Origin of the sequence: Pseudomonas sp. TE3-3-F2023 (assembly GCF_036784815.1) — a bacterium.
Taxonomy (GTDB): domain Bacteria; phylum Pseudomonadota; class Gammaproteobacteria; order Pseudomonadales; family Pseudomonadaceae; genus Aquipseudomonas; species Aquipseudomonas pudica.
On record NZ_CP145113.1, the window covers coordinates 322,347 to 337,947 of the forward strand.

Consider the following 15,601-nt stretch of genomic DNA (forward strand, 5'->3'; position numbering starts at 1 on the left):
TGCATGGCGACCCGCACGCTACCTGCCTAGGCTGAGGGCTCCCACCCGCCATGCAAGGATGCTGGCCATGCCGCTCATGCTGCTTTTCGCCCTGCTGTTGACGTTGAATGCTCCCCTGGCCCGTGCTGCCACATGCCCCTCCTGGAAACCGCAACAAGTCGAGACTGAAGTGAGCCGACTGCGCGCCACGCTTGCTCGCTGGGACGACCACTACCATCGCCAGGGCGTTGCGCTCGTACCCGATGAGCTCTATGACCAGAGCCGCCAGCGCCTGGCGCACCTGCAGCAGTGCTTTGGCATTGCCGCTACTCCGTCCCCGCTTGCCAGTGCTCGCGGTCCAATCCCGCATCCGGTCCCGCATACCGGTGTCGACAAGCTGGCCGACCGCCTGGCTGTAGAACGTTGGCTGGCCGGCAAGGCCGATGTCTGGGTGCAGCCAAAGGTCGATGGCGTAGCGGTTTCCCTCATCTACCGACAAGGCCGGCTGGTGCAGTTGATCAGCAGGGGGGACGGCGTGCAGGGGCACGACTGGAGCCGCCACATCCCTCTGCTCGACGCAATCAACCGGAAGTTGCCCCAGGACATCGACCTGCAACTTCAGGGCGAACTGTACCTGCGCCGGGACGCACATGTGCAAGCCCAGGCAGGCAGCGCCAACGCCCGAGGGACGGTAGCGGGGCTGCTGGCTCGCAAGCAGCTGAGTCGTGAACAGGGCGAGCGCATCGGCCTGTTCGTGTGGGACTGGCCGCAGGGCCCTGAGCAGCAGGCCGAACGCCTCGCGCAGTTGACGGAACTGGGTTTCGCGCACAGCCAGGATTACAGCGTCGCCATAGAAACAGCGGACGATGCCGCGCACTGGCGTGACTACTTGTACCGCTCACCCCTGCCCTTCGCCACCGATGGCGTGGTGTTGCGCCAAGGCGTACGGCCCTCGGCCGAGCGCTGGCAGGCCAAGGCACCCTATTGGATCGCGGCGTGGAAGCACCCTTACACGCAGGCCCTGGCCGAAGTGCGCGAAGTACGCTTCCGCGTTGGCCGCACTGGTAGGGTGACGCCAGTCTTGCACGTGCTGCCGGTCACCCTGGATGACCGGAGAATCACCCAGGTCAGCCTGGGCTCACTGGCACGCTGGCTCAAGCTCGACATCCGCCCCGGTGACCAGGTAGCCGTCAGCCTTGCCGGGCTGACCATTCCACGCCTGGAGCAAGTGGTGCACCGCACCGCCGAGCGCCAACCGGTGACCGCACCAGTGCCTGGTCAACACCATGCACACAGTTGCTGGCAGGCCAGCGAAGGCTGCGAGGAGCAGTTCATTGCCCGCCTCACCTGGCTCAGCGGCAAGCAGGGGCTGGCACTGCCGCGCACCGGGCCTGGCACCTGGCGCCGACTGGTGGCTGCCGGGCTGGTGACTTCGATGACCGACTGGCTGCACCTGGATGCCAACCGCCTGGGCCAGGTTGCAGGTATCAGTGACGCAACGGCTTCGCAGTTGCTGAGCAGTTTCGACCAAGCCCGCTCACGGCCCTTCGCTCAATGGCTGCGCGGACTGGGCGCCCCCATACCCACCGGCATGCAGGTGACAGGCGGCTGGCGGGAGCTTGCTGCCCGCACGAATCTCGAATGGCAAACCATGCCCGGCATCGGCGAAAAGCGCGGGCAACAGCTTGCAGTTTTTTTTGCGACCACCGAGGTTCAAGCCATTGCTACGCAGCTGGCCAAGGCAGGGATCGACGGTTTCCCCATCGACCGGCAACGCGTTGAGCAATGATTATTTACCAATTTACCTGTAGGAAAATCCCGAGATTAAGCCGGAAAACCCCAGCAAGGGTTTCTAAATGGGCAAAACCAAGGCAGGATTTCCCCCAACTTTTGCTGCCCCGCCCCGTCAAGGAGGCTTTTCATGAAACGTATTTCGTCCCTTTTCCTGTTTGCGACACTGGGCCTGGCCGCTGGCGCCGCACAAGCCGCCCAGCCGGATGCCGGCCTGACCGGTTGCGCCGCCAAACGCAGCGCCATCGAGAATCAGTTGAAGATTGCCCGCGAACACGGCAACACCGCCCAGGCCGCAGGGCTTGAAGAGGCCCTGCGAGGGGTCGACAACTGCACCGATGCCGGCCTGCGCAAAGAACGTGAGCAGAAGGTGCTCGACGCCCGTCACGAAGTGGCGCAGCGGGAAAGGGACCTGAAGAAAGCCGAAAAGAAGGGCGATTCGGAGAAGATCAACAAGCGCAAGGACAAGCTGGCCGAGTCGCGCAAGGAACTGCAGGAAGCGGTGGATGATCTGGATCGCTGACAGAGATCCGAATACTGCGTCGCCTTTACTGGCCTCATCGCCGGCAAGCCGGCGATGAGGCCAGTAAAGGCCATCAATGATTACGAAACTCGGTATGACAGGCCTTGCAAGCCGCTTCGACCTTGTCCATCGGCGCCTTCAACTGCGCAGCGTCCAACGGCTGGCCACGGGTGACATCGACCAGTTCGCCAGTGACGCCTTCCAGCTGCCGGGCCAGGTCATGAAAGCGTGCCTGACGCTCCCACACCTCGGCACGCGCACTACTGTCGCCACCATCGCGCACCTGTGGGAAGTGCTGCCAAGGCTGGTGCGAAAGGTTGTCCAGCTTCAGCGCACCGTCGGCGAACTTCACCCCGTCGAACGGCAAACGCCCGCGCAACATGCCGCCAAGGTCTTCGCTGGTCTTGAGCATGTCCTTGAAGATCACCTTGCGCTTGCCCAGCGGGGAGTTAGGGTCAACCCGGTCACAACCACCCAGGGCCAGCACCGCCAGCAGAACAACAGTCAATCGCTTCAACATCACGGTCTCTTCGGCCAATGCAAATGGGCGGCCAGTATCGCTGCCAAGTGGCCAAAGACCAATAGCCACAAAAAACCAGGGGTGAATATCCGTGTTCACTCATGACAGGAACGTACTCATGAAATCTGCCCTGCGCCACCTGGCCTGGACACTCCCGGCGCTGGCCCTGCTGGCCGGCTGCAACGGCGGCGAAAGCGCCAAACCCGAACCCCATGCCATCGCCACCTACGCCAATGCCACCTGGCAGGACCTGCCCACCGTCAGCGACAGCGACCTGGTGGCGGGCTTCCAGGCCTGGCGCAACGGCTGTGAAAAGCTCAAGCGCGACACCGTCTGGGCCGGTACCTGCGAAGCAGCCGCCAGCGTGCCCGACGATGCCTTGCAGGTGCGCGCCTTCCTGCAACAGAACCTGCAGGTATACGGCCTGCGTTCGGCCGAAAACAATGCCAACGGCCTGATCACCGGTTACTACGAACCGGTCTACCCTGGCAGCCTGAGCCAGTCGGCAACCAACCATGTGCCGGTCTATGGCATTCCCGACGACATGATCGTGGTCGACCTGGCCAGCGTGTACCCAGAACTCAAGGGCAAGCGCCTGCGCGGCCGCCTCGATGGCCGGGTGCTCAAGCCTTACGACACCGCCGAGGTGATCAACCGCGACGGCGCCAAGGCGCCGGTACTGGCCTGGCTGACCGACCCGATGGACCTGCAGTTCCTGCAGATCCAGGGTTCCGGCCGGGTACAACTGGAAGATGGCCGCCAGCTGCGCCTGGGTTACGCCGACCAGAACGGCCACCCCTATCGGCCGATCGGGCGCTGGCTGGTGGAACAGGGTCAGTTGAAGAAGGAAGAAGTGAGCATGGGGGCCATTCACGCCTGGGCCCAGGCCAACCCGCAGCGGGTACCGGAACTGCTCGCCAGCAACCCCAGCTACGTGTTCTTCAGCACCCGCCCGGACAGCAACGAAGGGCCGCGGGGTTCGCTGAACGTGCCGCTGACGGCTGGCTACAGCGTGGCCATCGACCGCAAGGTGATTCCGCTGGGCAGCTTGCTATGGCTGTCCACCACTCGCCCGGACGGTACGCCGGTGGTACGCCCGGTGGGTGCTCAGGATACTGGCGGGGCAATTACGGGCGAGGTGCGCGCGGACCTGTTCTGGGGCACCGGGCCGGAAGCAGGGGAACTGGCCGGAAACATGAAGCAGCAAGGGCAGATCTGGATGCTGTGGCCCAAGGGCAAGCCGCTGCCTGAGGTGCCAAAAGTGCCTTGATCGGTGCTTGGATTCTTCGCGGGTGACCCCGCGAAGAAGGCGACGCGGTCTCAGATGGAAACCACGAAGAACGCCACGATCATGGCCATCCCGGCAAACCACACCAGCGATCGCAGCATGGCCCAGTCGGCCAGGTAACAGATGATGTAGAGCAGCCGGCTGGTGATGTACATCACCCCCAGTACATCCTGGGTCACCTGCTCGGCATTGCCGACGATATCCGCCACCAGCACCGCCGCGGCAAATGCCGGGAAGGCTTCGAAACTGTTCTGCTGGGCAGCATGTGCGCGCCGCGGGAGCCCGGATAGGGTATCCAGGAACGCGCGCGGGTCGTGGTTGTCGCGCAGGCGGAAGCGGCCACTACCAACTTTGGCTATCAACGCACACAGAGGCGGCAAGAACAGCGCGATCAGGATGCACCACAGGGCAACAGTCATGGACAGGACTCCTTGTTCAGTCTTCGGGTCAAAGCTTCATTACCAGCATGCCGGCCAATACCAGCCCGCAAGCTAGGAGTCTCGGCCTGCCAAAAGGTTCTTTCAGGTAGCGCATACCCAGCAGCACCACCAGGATCACGCTCAACTCCCGCAACGCCGCCGCTTCGGCCACTGACCCAAGATGCATGGCCCACAGCACCAGCGCGTAACTGAGCAATACACACAGCCCCACCGCAAGCCCCAGGCGCCACTGCAGGCGCCAGAACAACACGAACGGCGCACGCCGCGCCACGCTGGCCAGCAACGGGAAGGGCCAGGCACTGAGCAAGGTCAGCCACACCAGGTAATCCCAGGGCTTGCCCCACAAGCGCACCGCCTGGCCGTCGAACCAGGTGTAGCAACCAATGCACAGGCCGATCAGGGCAACCACCGGCAGCATCGACCAAGGTAGCCGGTCACCCCCACCGCCCTGCCACAACAGGCAGGCCATGCCACAGGGGATCAACAGGATGCCGATTATCTGCTGCTGGCTCAGCGATTCACCGGCAAAGGTCAGGGTCAGCCCCAGCACAATCAGCGGCGACAGCCCGCGCATCAGAGGATAGACCAGCCCCAGATCGCCCACGCGGTAGGCCTGGATCAGCAGAAAGCGGTACAGCTGCTCGGCCAGCGCCGAAGCCAGCAGCCAGGGCCAGACGTTGGCCGGCGGCACCTCGACAAAGGCCACCGCAAGGACCGCGAAGGCCAACGCCACCGTATCCATGCTGGCGATTACCAGCAGGCGCTCGCCGCTGAATTTGATCAGGGTGTTCCAGGTCGCGTGCAGCAGGGCGGCGATCAGTACCAGGGAAGTTGCCAACACGCCTTCTTATCCTTGTGGCTATTTATGGCTGGGACTATATAGCGTTCGCGGGCCGCTGTGCGGCCCCTTACATGGGAACGATTCAAACGACTCTGGTCAAACCTTGTGTCCCGAACCCCGCGCCAGGTCATCAAAGAACTGCCCGAGTAATTCGGGTTACGACTTGGAAGCCACTGTTACAGGATTCGGGATGCTTGAACTAGTTGCCGCGTTTATCTGCCTTACCACCCTTCTCACCTATGTAAATTACCGTTTTATCGGCCTGCCCCCTGCCATCGGCGTGATGGTCACGGCGCTGCTGTTTTCACTGATACTGCAGGGCTTGAGCCTTATCGGCTTTCCTGGTCTGGAAGCGCGCGTCGAAGGGTTGATGAACCAGATCGACTTCAACGACCTGCTGATGCACTGGATGCTGGCGTTCCTGCTGTTCGCCGGCGCCTTGCACGTCAACCTCTCCGACCTGCGCAACTACCGCTGGCCCATCGGCCTGCTGGCCACCGTCGGCGTGCTGATTGCCACCGTGGTCATCGGTTACCTGTCGCACTGGGTGTTCGCCCTTTTCGGCTGGCAGGTGCCGCTGATCTACTGCCTGTTGTTCGGTGCGCTGATCTCGCCCACCGACCCGATTGCCGTGCTTGGTGCGCTACGTACCGCCAATGCCTCCAAACCGCTTAAAACCACCATCGTCGGCGAGTCGCTATTCAACGACGGCACTGCGGTGGTGGTGTTCACCGTGCTGCTGGGCATCATCCAGCTGGGGGAAACACCGAGCATGACCGACACGGCGATCCTGTTCGCCCGCGAGGCCATCGGCGGTGTGGTGTTCGGCGGCCTGATCGGCTACGCCACCTACCGCATGATCAAGAGCGTCGAGCAGTACCAGGTGGAAGTGATGCTGACCCTGGCATTGGTCATCGGCGGCTCGGCGATGTGCTACGAACTGCACGTTTCGGCGCCGATCGCCATGGTGGTGGCCGGGCTGATCATCGGTAACCTGGGGCGCAACCTGGCGATGAACGACATGACCCGTCGCTACATGGACGGTTTCTGGGAACTGATCGACGACATGCTCAACGCCCTGCTGTTCGCGCTGATCGGCCTGGAACTGTTGCTGCTGCCATTCAACTGGATGCACCTGGCGGCCGGTAGCGTGCTGGCGCTGGCGGTGCTGCTGTCGCGGCTGCTGACCGTGGCCCCGGCGATAGTGCTGCTGCGGCGCTGGCGCCCGGTGCCCAAGGGCACGGTACGTGTGCTGACCTGGGGTGGCCTGCGCGGTGGGGTATCGGTTGCCCTGGCACTGTCGCTGCCACTGGGCGAGGAGCGTGACCTGCTGCTGTCGATCACCTACATCGTGGTGCTGTCGTCGATCCTGGTGCAGGGGTTGAGCATCGGGCGAGTGGTAGGCAAGGTCAGCGCTCAGCCGTGAGCAATTGTGCCGGCCTGTTTGCGGGTAAACCCGCTCCCACAGAATCTCCGCTACCTTTCGGGCAGTGAAAACCTTGTGGGAGCGGGTTTACCCGCGAAGAGGCCAGCACCTACAACCGGGATCTATTCGACTGCACTGTCCGGGAACTGGTCCTGGATGTACTTGATCTCGGTCCGCCCATGCGGTGCCGGCAACCCGTCCTCGCCAAGGTTGACGAAGACCATCTTGTCGACCGTGAGAATGGCCTTGCGAGTGATCTTGTTGCGCACTTCGCACTTGAGGGTGATCGAGGTACGGCCGAACTCGGTGGCGGTGATGCCCAGTTCGATGATGTCGCCCTGACGCGAGGCACTGACGAAGTTGATTTCCGATATGTACTTGGTCACCACGCGCTGGTTGCCCAGCTGGACGATGGCGTAGATCGCCGCCTCCTCGTCGATCCAGCGCAGCAGGCTGCCACCGAACAAAGTGCCGTTTGGGTTGAGGTCTTCGGGTTTAACCCACTTGCGGGTATGAAAGTTCATCTGTACTCCTGACCTGCTTGGCTAACGTGCAGCAATGATGGCAGAGCTGCCGCTGCCGCTCCATTGAACATCGACTATCGTCGCGATTAATCGACAGAAAACCTTGGGCAAGCCGACGGGCACGGCTATAATCTCCGCCGCTTCACATGGCCGCCCACAGCGGCGCCATGCCCGCCACCCGTCCGAGGGGCGCTGCAGCAGGCTAGGCCTGTCAGGCTCGGATGGGGCGTTGCTCGCTCTCGCGAGCGCTTAACGCACAACGGCGCCCATTCGCACACTACGAATGGAGGCTCTCATGAGCGCTGCAAACATGCCTGCTGGTTTTACCGATTACAAAGTCGCCGACATCTCCCTGGCCGCCTGGGGTCGTCGCGAAACCATCATCGCCGAATCGGAAATGCCTGCACTGATGGGCCTGCGTCGCAAGTACCTGGCCGAGCAACCGCTCAAGGGTGCGAAGATCCTGGGCTGCATTCACATGACCATCCAGACCGCCGTGCTGATCGAAACCCTGGTTGCCCTGGGTGCCGAAGTGCGCTGGTCGTCCTGCAACATCTTCTCCACCCAGGACCAGGCCGCCGCGTCCATCGCCGCCGCCGGTATCCCGGTGTTCGCCTGGAAAGGTGAAACCGAGCAAGAGTACGAGTGGTGCCTGGAGCAGACCATCCTCAAGGATGGCAAGCCATGGGACGCCAACATGGTCCTCGACGACGGTGGCGACCTGACCGAGCTGCTGCACAAGAAGTACCCGCAAGTACTGGAGCGCGTGCACGGCGTGACCGAAGAGACCACCACCGGCGTGCACCGCCTGCTGGACATGCTGGCCAAGGGCGAGCTGAAAGTCCCGGCGATCAACGTCAACGACTCGGTTACCAAGAGCAAGAACGACAACAAGTACGGCTGCCGTCACAGCCTGAACGACGCCATCAAGCGTGGTACTGACCACCTGCTGTCGGGCAAGCAGGCCCTGGTGATCGGCTACGGTGATGTGGGCAAGGGCTCGGCCCAGTCCCTGCGCCAGGAAGGCATGATCGTCAAGGTCACCGAAGTCGACCCGATCTGCGCCATGCAGGCCTGCATGGACGGCTTCGAAGTGGTTTCGCCATTCATCGACGGTATCAACAACGGCACCGAAGCCAGCATCGACAAGGCCCTGCTGGGCAAGATCGACCTGATCGTGACCACCACCGGCAACGTCAATGTCTGCGACGCCAACATGCTCAAGGCGCTGAAGAAGCGCGCCGTGGTATGCAACATCGGCCACTTCGACAACGAAATCGATACCGCCTTCATGCGCAAGAACTGGGCCTGGGAAGAGGTCAAGCCGCAGGTGCACAAGATCCACCGCACCGGCGCCGGCAGCTTCGACCCGCAGAACGATGACTACCTGATCCTGCTGGCCGAAGGCCGCCTGGTCAACCTGGGCAACGCCACTGGCCACCCAAGCCGCATCATGGACGGTTCGTTCGCCAACCAGGTACTGGCGCAGATCTTCCTGTTCGAGCAGAAGTTCGCTGACCTGCCGGCCGAGAAGAAAGCCGAGCGCCTGACCGTTGAAGTACTGCCGAAGAAGCTCGATGAAGAAGTGGCCCTGGAAATGGTCCGCGGCTTCGGCGGCGTGGTCACCCAGCTGACCAAGCAGCAGGCTGACTACATCGGTGTCACCGTCGAAGGCCCGTTCAAGCCGCACGCCTACCGCTACTAAGCGGCCAGCTTGAAGCTTCAAGCGGCAATCAAAGGCAGACCATGCCATTGCCGCTTGCAGCTCGAGCATCAAGGATCTTGAACGATGCCCAAGCCAGGCCGGCCATGACCGATCTGGCTTTTACTTGCAGCCTGCCGCTTGAAGCTTGCTGCCAGAGGAACGCCCGATGTCCCAGGAACGCCGTTACAGTTTCGAGTTCTTCCCGACCAAGACCGATGCCGGCCACGAAAAGCTGATGGGCGTCGCCCGCCAGCTGGCCGCCTACAACCCGGACTTCTTCTCCTGCACCTACGGTGCCGGTGGCTCTACCCGCGACCGCACGCTGAACACCGTGCTGCAGCTGGAAAGCGAAGTGAAGGTACCTGCCGCGCCGCACCTGTCGTGCGTAGGCGATACCAAGGCCGAACTGCGCGCCCTGCTGGCCGAATACAAGGCTGCAGGCATCAAGCGCATCGTCGCCTTGCGTGGAGACCTGCCATCGGGCATGGGCATGGCCAGTGGCGAACTGCGCTACGCCAGTGACCTGGTCGAATTCATCCGCCAGGAAACCGCGGATCACTTCCACCTGGAAGTGGCCGCCTATCCGGAGATGCACCCCCAGGCCCGCAATTTCGAGGCTGACCTGGCCAACTTCGTGCACAAGGTCAAGGCCGGTGCCGACAGTGCCATCACCCAGTATTTCTTCAACGCCGACAGCTACTTCTACTTCGTCGAGCGCGCACAGAAGCTGGGTGTGGACATCCCGGTGGTACCCGGCATCATGCCGATCACCAACTACAGCAAGCTGGCGCGCTTCTCCGACGCCTGCGGCGCCGAGATCCCGCGCTGGATCCGCAAGCAGCTGGAAGCCTATGCCGACGATACTGCCAGCATCCAGGCATTCGGCGAAGAAGTGATCACCCGCATGTGCGAACAGCTGCTGCAAGGCGGCGCTCCAGGGCTGCACTTCTATACCTTGAACCAGGCCGAGCCGAGCCTTGCGATCTGGAACAATCTGAAGCTGCCACGCTGAAATTTTTTGCAAAACCTGTTTAAGATTTGATTAAGGCTTTGGTCATAGACTAAAGCCTTATTCATTTTCCGGTTACACAGGTCTTGCCTGCCATGCAGCCCCACCAGCCATCGCGTCCCCAGCTCGTCTACCTGGCTTTTGGCCCGGCAACCTACCATCAGGAAGCCTGTTTCAGCATCATCAGCGCCCTCGCCCACCTGGGCACGGCAGCAGACGAAGCCATGGACATCCAGGTCTACACCGACAACCCGCAGCCCTATACCGGCCTGCCTGTCACCGTACACCTGCTGGACGAAGCCACGCGCCAGGCATGGAACGCCCCTCACGGTTATCACTTTCGCAGCAAGCATGTGCTGTTGCGCCAGGTGCTGCAGCAACACCCGCTGGCAGTGCTGATCGACACCGACACCTTCTTCCGCAAGTCGCCGCTGGAGCTATTCGCCCGGGTGGCCCCAGGCCGCCTGCTGTGCAATGCCATCGGTGCGCGCTATGGCAGCAACCAGAAGTGCCTGCTGTACAAGAACCTGCTGGCCATCCTTGAATCCCGCGGTCTGGCCGATTGCCAGATGCCACTGGTCAATTCCGGGGTGATCGGCCTCACCGCCGAAGACGCCGGCGCCCTGGACCGCTCCATCGCCATGATGGACGAGTTCCACCCCTTGGCTCGCGAAGCCTATACCCTCGAGGAGTTCTGCCTGGCGGTGGCGGCCTACCGCACGCTGGAGTTGGCCGAGTGCACAGATGTCATCCACCACTACTGGAGCCGCAAGGCGCAGTTCCGCGCCAAGATCCAGGCCTGGCTGCGCAAGCACGGCCATGACCCGCTGAGCCACGCGGCGCTGGCCGACGTGTCCCTGGTCAATGACCAGCTGCCACGGCCACCAGCCCTGCAACGCCTGGGTTACAAGGCGCTGAGCATGACCCTGCCCAGCCACGAGCGCCAGTTCGCCCGCGAGCTGCTGTATGGCTGCTACCCCTACCCTAATGAATTCGACCGCGCCTGCGCGCCGGCCTGGTGGGACAAGGCCCTGGAAAACCTCAACGCCCGCCATGGCCATATGGGGCCCGAGCAACTGCGCCAGTGCCTGCGCCACCCGGGGTTGCGCCTGTCATTGGGCGAACGGCGCAAGGATATCGAAGCGCATCTGCTGAGGTCATCCCACACTTGAGTGATCCTGTGTCGGCCTCTTCGCGGGTAAACCCGCTCCCACAGGATCTGCTGGCTTGCAGGCTGGTGCTGTACTTGTGGGAGCGGGTTCACCCGCGAAGAGGCCAGCACAGGAGAACATCATCCTCACTGGCCTTGAACAGGCCGAGCGCGTAATCTCCGGCCATGCCACACGTCGCCCGTCTGTTCTGGATCCTGTTGCTTGCCTGCCTGAGCCCGCTGGCCCTGGGCGAGCGCCTGCGCCTGGTGACCGACGACTGGGCACCCTATGCATACCAGCACGACGGCGAGCCGCACGGCATCGACTACGAAGTCACCACACGGGTGTTCGAACGCCTTGGCGTCGAGGTGGAGTGGGAATTCCTGCCGTGGAAGCGCTGCCTGGCAATGATCGAGCAGGGCCAGGCCGACGGCATCATGGACATCTTCCAGACCGAGTCGCGCCAGCCATACCTGGTGTACGCCCCCGAGCCCATGTCGGAGGTCGAGTTCGTCCTGTTCGAGGCCAGTGCACGCCCCCATGCCGTCAAGGCGCTGGAAGACCTTGCCGGCCTCACAGTCGGTACCTCACCCGGCTACGTCTATGGTGCCGCGTTCAATGAGGCCGTACATTTCACGCGCGAAGCCGCGCCTACCCATGAAGCCAACTTCGGCAAGCTGGTGCTAGGCCGCATCGACCTGGCAATCACCGACCGCAGGGTCGGCCATTACCTGCTGCGGCATCTGGGCCTGCAACAGCAGGTCAAGGAGCTGCCACTGGTGATCAGCCGCCAGGCGCAGTACCTGGGGCTCGCGCGCAAGCCGGGGCGGGAGGCACTGGCCCAAGCCTTCGCCGCGGAACTGCGTCGCTTCAAGCAGGAACCGGCCTATGCAGCAATCAGCAACCGCTACACAGGCGACATCGGAAACATTCTCAACGCCGTTGAGCAGCAGGAAAGCAGCACAGCGCGATAGCTCTGTTATACTCGGGCCTTCCCGCCCGGCTCACGCCCGGACGCTCGGCCTCGCAACAGGCATCCCGATCGGCATCGACGCGCCTTCGCGTTACCCTCCGCTACCCGGATGTGCAGTGAAAGCCCAGCTGGACCGGACGCGATCGCATCCCACCGATGCCCGTCGCGCCAGGCAGAACATCCCAAACGGGCCCAGCCCACACGAGAACAGGATTGCCCATGTCCTTTGCTTCCCTCGGTCTCTCCGAGGCTCTTGTCCGCGCTATCGAGGCTGCGGGCTACACCCAGCCGACCCCCGTGCAACAGCGGGCGATTCCCGCCGTGTTGCAAGGCCGCGACCTGATGGTCGCCGCACAGACAGGTACTGGTAAAACCGGCGGTTTCGCCCTGCCGATCCTCGAGCGCCTGTTCCCGGCCGGCCACCCCGACAAGTCGCAGCGCCATGGCCCGCGCCAACCTCGCGTGCTGGTCCTGACCCCGACCCGCGAACTGGCAGCCCAGGTGCATGACAGCTTCAAGGTCTATGCCCGTGACCTGCCACTGGTCAGCGCCTGCATTTTCGGCGGCGTCGGCATGAACCCGCAGATCCAGGCCATTGCCAAGGGTGTGGACGTGCTGGTCGCCTGCCCGGGTCGCCTGCTCGACCTGGCAGGCCAAGGCAAGGTTGACCTGGCCCACGTGGAAATCCTGGTGCTGGACGAAGCCGACCGCATGCTCGACATGGGCTTCATCCATGACGTCAAGAAGGTCCTAGCCCGCCTGCCGGCCAAGCGCCAGAACCTGTTGTTCTCGGCCACCTTCTCCAAAGACATTACCGACCTCGCCGACAAGCTCCTGCACAACCCGGAGCGTATCGAGGTCACCCCGCCGAACACTACCGTCGAGCGTATCGAGCAGCGCGTATACCGCCTGCCCGCCAGCCACAAGCGCGCGCTGCTGGCACACCTGATCACCCAGGGTGCCTGGGAACAGGTACTGGTGTTCACTCGCACCAAGCACGGCGCCAACCGCCTGGCCGAGTACCTGGAAAAGCACGGCCTGACCGCCGCCGCGATCCACGGCAACAAGAGCCAGAACGCCCGCACCAAGGCCCTGGCCGACTTCAAGGCCAACAGCGTGCGCGTACTGGTCGCCACCGACATCGCCGCCCGAGGCCTGGACATCGACCAATTGCCGCACGTGGTCAACTTCGAGCTGCCGAACGTCGAGGAAGACTACGTCCACCGTATCGGCCGTACCGGCCGTGCCGGGCGTTCGGGCGAGGCCATTTCCATGGTCGCGCCGGATGAAGAGAAGCTGCTCAAGAGCATCGAACGGGTGACCAAGCAGAAGATCCCGGACGGCGACCTGATGGGCTTCGACGCCAGCCAGATAGAAGCCGAAAAGCCTGAAGTACGCGAACGCCAGCAGAACAACGGCCGTGGTGGCCGCAACCAGCAGGCCCGCGGCGAAGGCGGCAAAGACGCCAACGGCGGCCGCAAGGACAAGGGCAAGGATAAAGGCAAGGCCAAGCAACAGGCTGCTGACAAGCCGGCCGACAAGGAAAAGAGCGGCGACAAGCAGCAGCAACGCAAGCCGCGTGACAAGAAGCCACGCCAGCAGCAACAGCAGGCCAGCAACAGCAGCGTGCCGAAAGTGCCTGTCGACCGTGATCCGGAAGAGTTCCTGGACGACGAAATCGACAACTTCGGCAACCGTGCCGACTACGTCAGCCCGTATCAGGGCAAGAACCAGGGCCGCAATCGCCGCCCGGGTGGCAGTGCCGGCCAAGGTCAGGGCCAGGGTAATGGCCAGCGCAGCAATGCCGGTGGCCAGGGTCGCAACAGCGGCCAGCCGCGCAGCGGCGGGGGCGGCGAGAAACGTCCGGCCCGCGGCAACAACGGTGGCGGTGCCCGTCGTGATGGCGGTGGCCGTGGCCGCCCGGCCCGTGACGATGCCGCCCGGCAAGAACCGGCCGTGCGCAACCCGCGTCAGCCGGAAAAACAGCCGGTGATCATCCGCAAGGAATCGAAGCTCGACCGATACCCGACGCCGGAGCAACTGGATGACCTGCCAAGCCGTCCGCGCGGTGAGCGCCCGGCGCTGCTGACCCGCAAGGGCTGACAAAAAGCATGAGGGGGCCGCTTTGCGGCCCTTTCGCGACACAAGGCCGCTCCTAAAGGTTTTGCGCAGTTTTCACTTGCAGCGCAATACCTGTAGGAGCGGCCTTGTGTCGCGAAAGGGCTGCGAAGCAGCCCCCTCGGTCTTTCAGCTAAGCCGAATTACTTCTGCTTCACGCCTTCAACACTGATATCCAGGTCCAGGGTCTGCGAAGTAGCGCCCGGGCCCTTGATGCCGAAGTCGTTCAGGTTCAGCGTGGTGGTAGCGTTGAAACCAGCGCGCTCGCCGCCCCATGGGTCTTTGCCTTCACCGTTGAAGGTGGCCTTGAAGGTGACCGGCTTGGTCACACCATGCATGGTCAGGTCGCCTGTCACATCAGCAGTCTTCTCGCCAGTCGGCTTGACGCTGGTGGAAACGAACTTGGCTTCGGGGTACTTCTTCACGTCGAGGAAGTCGGCGCTGGCAATGTGCTTGTCACGCTCGGCGTGGTTCGACCACAGGCTGGCGGTTTTCAGGTCGACGTTGATCTTGCTGGCTTCAGGCTTGGCGCTGTCCCAGGTGAAGTTGCCGTCGAAGTCCTTGAAGGTACCGTGAATGAAGCTGTAGCCCAGGTGGCTGATCTTCCAGTCAACGAACGCGTGCTGGCCTTCCTTGTCGATCTTGTACTCGGCAGCCATGGCCTGGCCGGCGGAGAACAGAGCGGTACCGAGCGCCAGGGCGGCAAAAGTCTTTTTCAACATCCTTACTTCCTTCCTATGCAATTGAGGTTGAGAGTCAAGCTTTGCGGCCCAGCATGCGGGTCAGGGTCGCGTCACGGTCGATGAAATGGTGCTTTAGCGCTGCCAGGCCATGCAGCACGGCAAAAATCACCAAGCCCCAGGCCAGCCAGAGATGAATCACGCCAGCCAGGTCTGCCTGGTCGGGCAGGTCGCTGACCAGTGCCGGCACTTCGAACAGGCCGAACACCGGAATGCCGACACCGTCGGCGGTAGAAATCAGGTAACCGGCGATCATTACCGCGAACAACCCCAGGTACAGGGCCAGGTGGCCCAACTTGGCTGCCAGGCGGGTGAGTGCGCCATGGTTGGCCAGTGCAGGTGGTGGCGGGCTGATGAAGCGCCAGACCACCCGCAGCAGCATCACCGCCAGCAGCAGCAGGCCGATGCTCTTGTGCAGGTCCGGGCCGGCCTTGCGCCAAGGGCTGTAATAGTCGAGGCCGACCATCCACAGGCCCAGGCCGAACAGGCCGAAGACAGCCAGAGCCACGCCCCAGTGCAGGACAATGCTGACCACGCCGTAGCGAGAAGGTGAATTGCGCAGTTGCATGTTGA

15 protein-coding genes and 1 riboswitch are annotated in these 15,601 nt (G+C 62.9%); of the genes, 9 read left to right on the forward strand and 6 right to left on the reverse strand.

From position 1 onward, the window contains the following. The first annotated feature begins 67 nt into the window (after window positions 1–67). Both ligB and V3314_RS01465 read left to right on the forward strand, forming a co-directional pair. On the forward strand, window positions 68–1,768 hold the full coding sequence (ligB, locus tag V3314_RS01460) for an NAD-dependent DNA ligase LigB (protein ID WP_338459847.1): 1,701 nt from the start codon (window positions 68–70) through the stop codon (window positions 1,766–1,768). 132 nt (window positions 1,769–1,900) lie between these two features. Next, window positions 1,901–2,293: a DUF1090 domain-containing protein gene (locus V3314_RS01465; RefSeq protein ID WP_085599799.1), complete on the forward strand. Its 393-nt coding sequence runs from the start codon at window positions 1,901–1,903 to the stop codon at window positions 2,291–2,293. A 73-nt stretch (window positions 2,294–2,366) separates the two neighbouring features. Here V3314_RS01465 and V3314_RS01470 read toward each other — a convergent pair whose 3' ends face one another. Next, window positions 2,367–2,813, reverse strand: a complete 447-nt coding sequence (locus V3314_RS01470; protein WP_046613415.1) for a cytochrome c — start codon at window positions 2,811–2,813, stop codon at window positions 2,367–2,369. Between the two features lie 118 nt (window positions 2,814–2,931). Between V3314_RS01470 and V3314_RS01475 the strand changes: the two genes are divergently transcribed. Further along, entirely contained in the window at window positions 2,932–4,083 is a 1,152-nt protein-coding gene (locus V3314_RS01475) for a murein transglycosylase A (RefSeq protein WP_046613416.1), read from the forward strand. Window positions 4,084–4,133: 50 nt separating this feature from the next. Here V3314_RS01475 and V3314_RS01480 read toward each other — a convergent pair whose 3' ends face one another. Together V3314_RS01480 and V3314_RS01485 are read right to left on the reverse strand one after the other, a co-directional pair. After that, window positions 4,134–4,520: an MAPEG family protein gene (locus tag V3314_RS01480; protein ID WP_025340889.1), complete on the reverse strand. Its 387-nt coding sequence runs from the start codon at window positions 4,518–4,520 to the stop codon at window positions 4,134–4,136. A 28-nt stretch (window positions 4,521–4,548) separates the two neighbouring features. Beyond that, complete coding sequence (locus V3314_RS01485; protein ID WP_338459848.1) at window positions 4,549–5,382, reverse strand: EamA family transporter; 834 nt, start codon at window positions 5,380–5,382, stop codon at window positions 4,549–4,551. 190 nt (window positions 5,383–5,572) lie between these two features. Between V3314_RS01485 and V3314_RS01490 the strand changes: the two genes are divergently transcribed. Further along, window positions 5,573–6,808 (forward strand): sodium:proton antiporter, encoded by a 1,236-nt coding sequence (locus tag V3314_RS01490; protein ID WP_338459849.1) that lies wholly within the window; start codon window positions 5,573–5,575, stop codon window positions 6,806–6,808. 122 nt (window positions 6,809–6,930) lie between these two features. Here the strand turns inward: V3314_RS01490 and V3314_RS01495 are convergent, their stop codons facing one another. Continuing rightward, the gene (locus V3314_RS01495) at window positions 6,931–7,332 is read right to left on the reverse strand and encodes a hotdog domain-containing protein (protein ID WP_009399312.1); all 402 of its coding nucleotides are present in this window, start codon (window positions 7,330–7,332) and stop codon (window positions 6,931–6,933) included. A 178-nt stretch (window positions 7,333–7,510) separates the two neighbouring features. Then, window positions 7,511–7,607: riboswitch (S-adenosyl-L-homocysteine riboswitch) on the forward strand. Window positions 7,608–7,627: 20 nt separating this feature from the next. Between V3314_RS01495 and ahcY the strand changes: the two genes are divergently transcribed. The 5 genes from ahcY to V3314_RS01520 all read left to right on the forward strand — a co-directional run bounded on the left by ahcY (window position 7,628) and on the right by V3314_RS01520 (window position 14,273). Further along, window positions 7,628–9,037 (forward strand): adenosylhomocysteinase, encoded by a 1,410-nt coding sequence (ahcY, locus tag V3314_RS01500; protein ID WP_046613422.1) that lies wholly within the window; start codon window positions 7,628–7,630, stop codon window positions 9,035–9,037. Between the two features lie 166 nt (window positions 9,038–9,203). Next, on the forward strand, window positions 9,204–10,049 hold the full coding sequence (gene metF, locus V3314_RS01505; protein ID WP_025340893.1) for a methylenetetrahydrofolate reductase [NAD(P)H]: 846 nt from the start codon (window positions 9,204–9,206) through the stop codon (window positions 10,047–10,049). Window positions 10,050–10,141: 92 nt separating this feature from the next. After that, window positions 10,142–11,218: a hypothetical protein gene (locus V3314_RS01510; RefSeq protein WP_046613423.1), complete on the forward strand. Its 1,077-nt coding sequence runs from the start codon at window positions 10,142–10,144 to the stop codon at window positions 11,216–11,218. A gap of 164 nt (window positions 11,219–11,382) precedes the next feature. Next, window positions 11,383–12,171 carry a transporter substrate-binding domain-containing protein gene (locus V3314_RS01515; RefSeq protein WP_046613424.1) on the forward strand — a complete coding sequence of 263 codons (789 nt, stop codon included), beginning with the start codon at window positions 11,383–11,385 and terminating at the stop codon, window positions 12,169–12,171. A gap of 218 nt (window positions 12,172–12,389) precedes the next feature. Next, window positions 12,390–14,273, forward strand: coding sequence for a DEAD/DEAH box helicase (locus V3314_RS01520; protein WP_046613425.1), 1,884 nt, complete (start codon window positions 12,390–12,392; stop codon window positions 14,271–14,273). Window positions 14,274–14,431: 158 nt separating this feature from the next. Here V3314_RS01520 and V3314_RS01525 read toward each other — a convergent pair whose 3' ends face one another. Together V3314_RS01525 and V3314_RS01530 are read right to left on the reverse strand one after the other, a co-directional pair. Beyond that, window positions 14,432–15,010, reverse strand: a complete 579-nt coding sequence (locus V3314_RS01525) for a YceI family protein (protein ID WP_046613427.1) — start codon at window positions 15,008–15,010, stop codon at window positions 14,432–14,434. 34 nt (window positions 15,011–15,044) lie between these two features. Beyond that, window positions 15,045–15,596, reverse strand: coding sequence for a cytochrome b (locus V3314_RS01530; RefSeq protein ID WP_046613428.1), 552 nt, complete (start codon window positions 15,594–15,596; stop codon window positions 15,045–15,047). Between the last annotated feature and the right edge of the window lie 5 nt (window positions 15,597–15,601).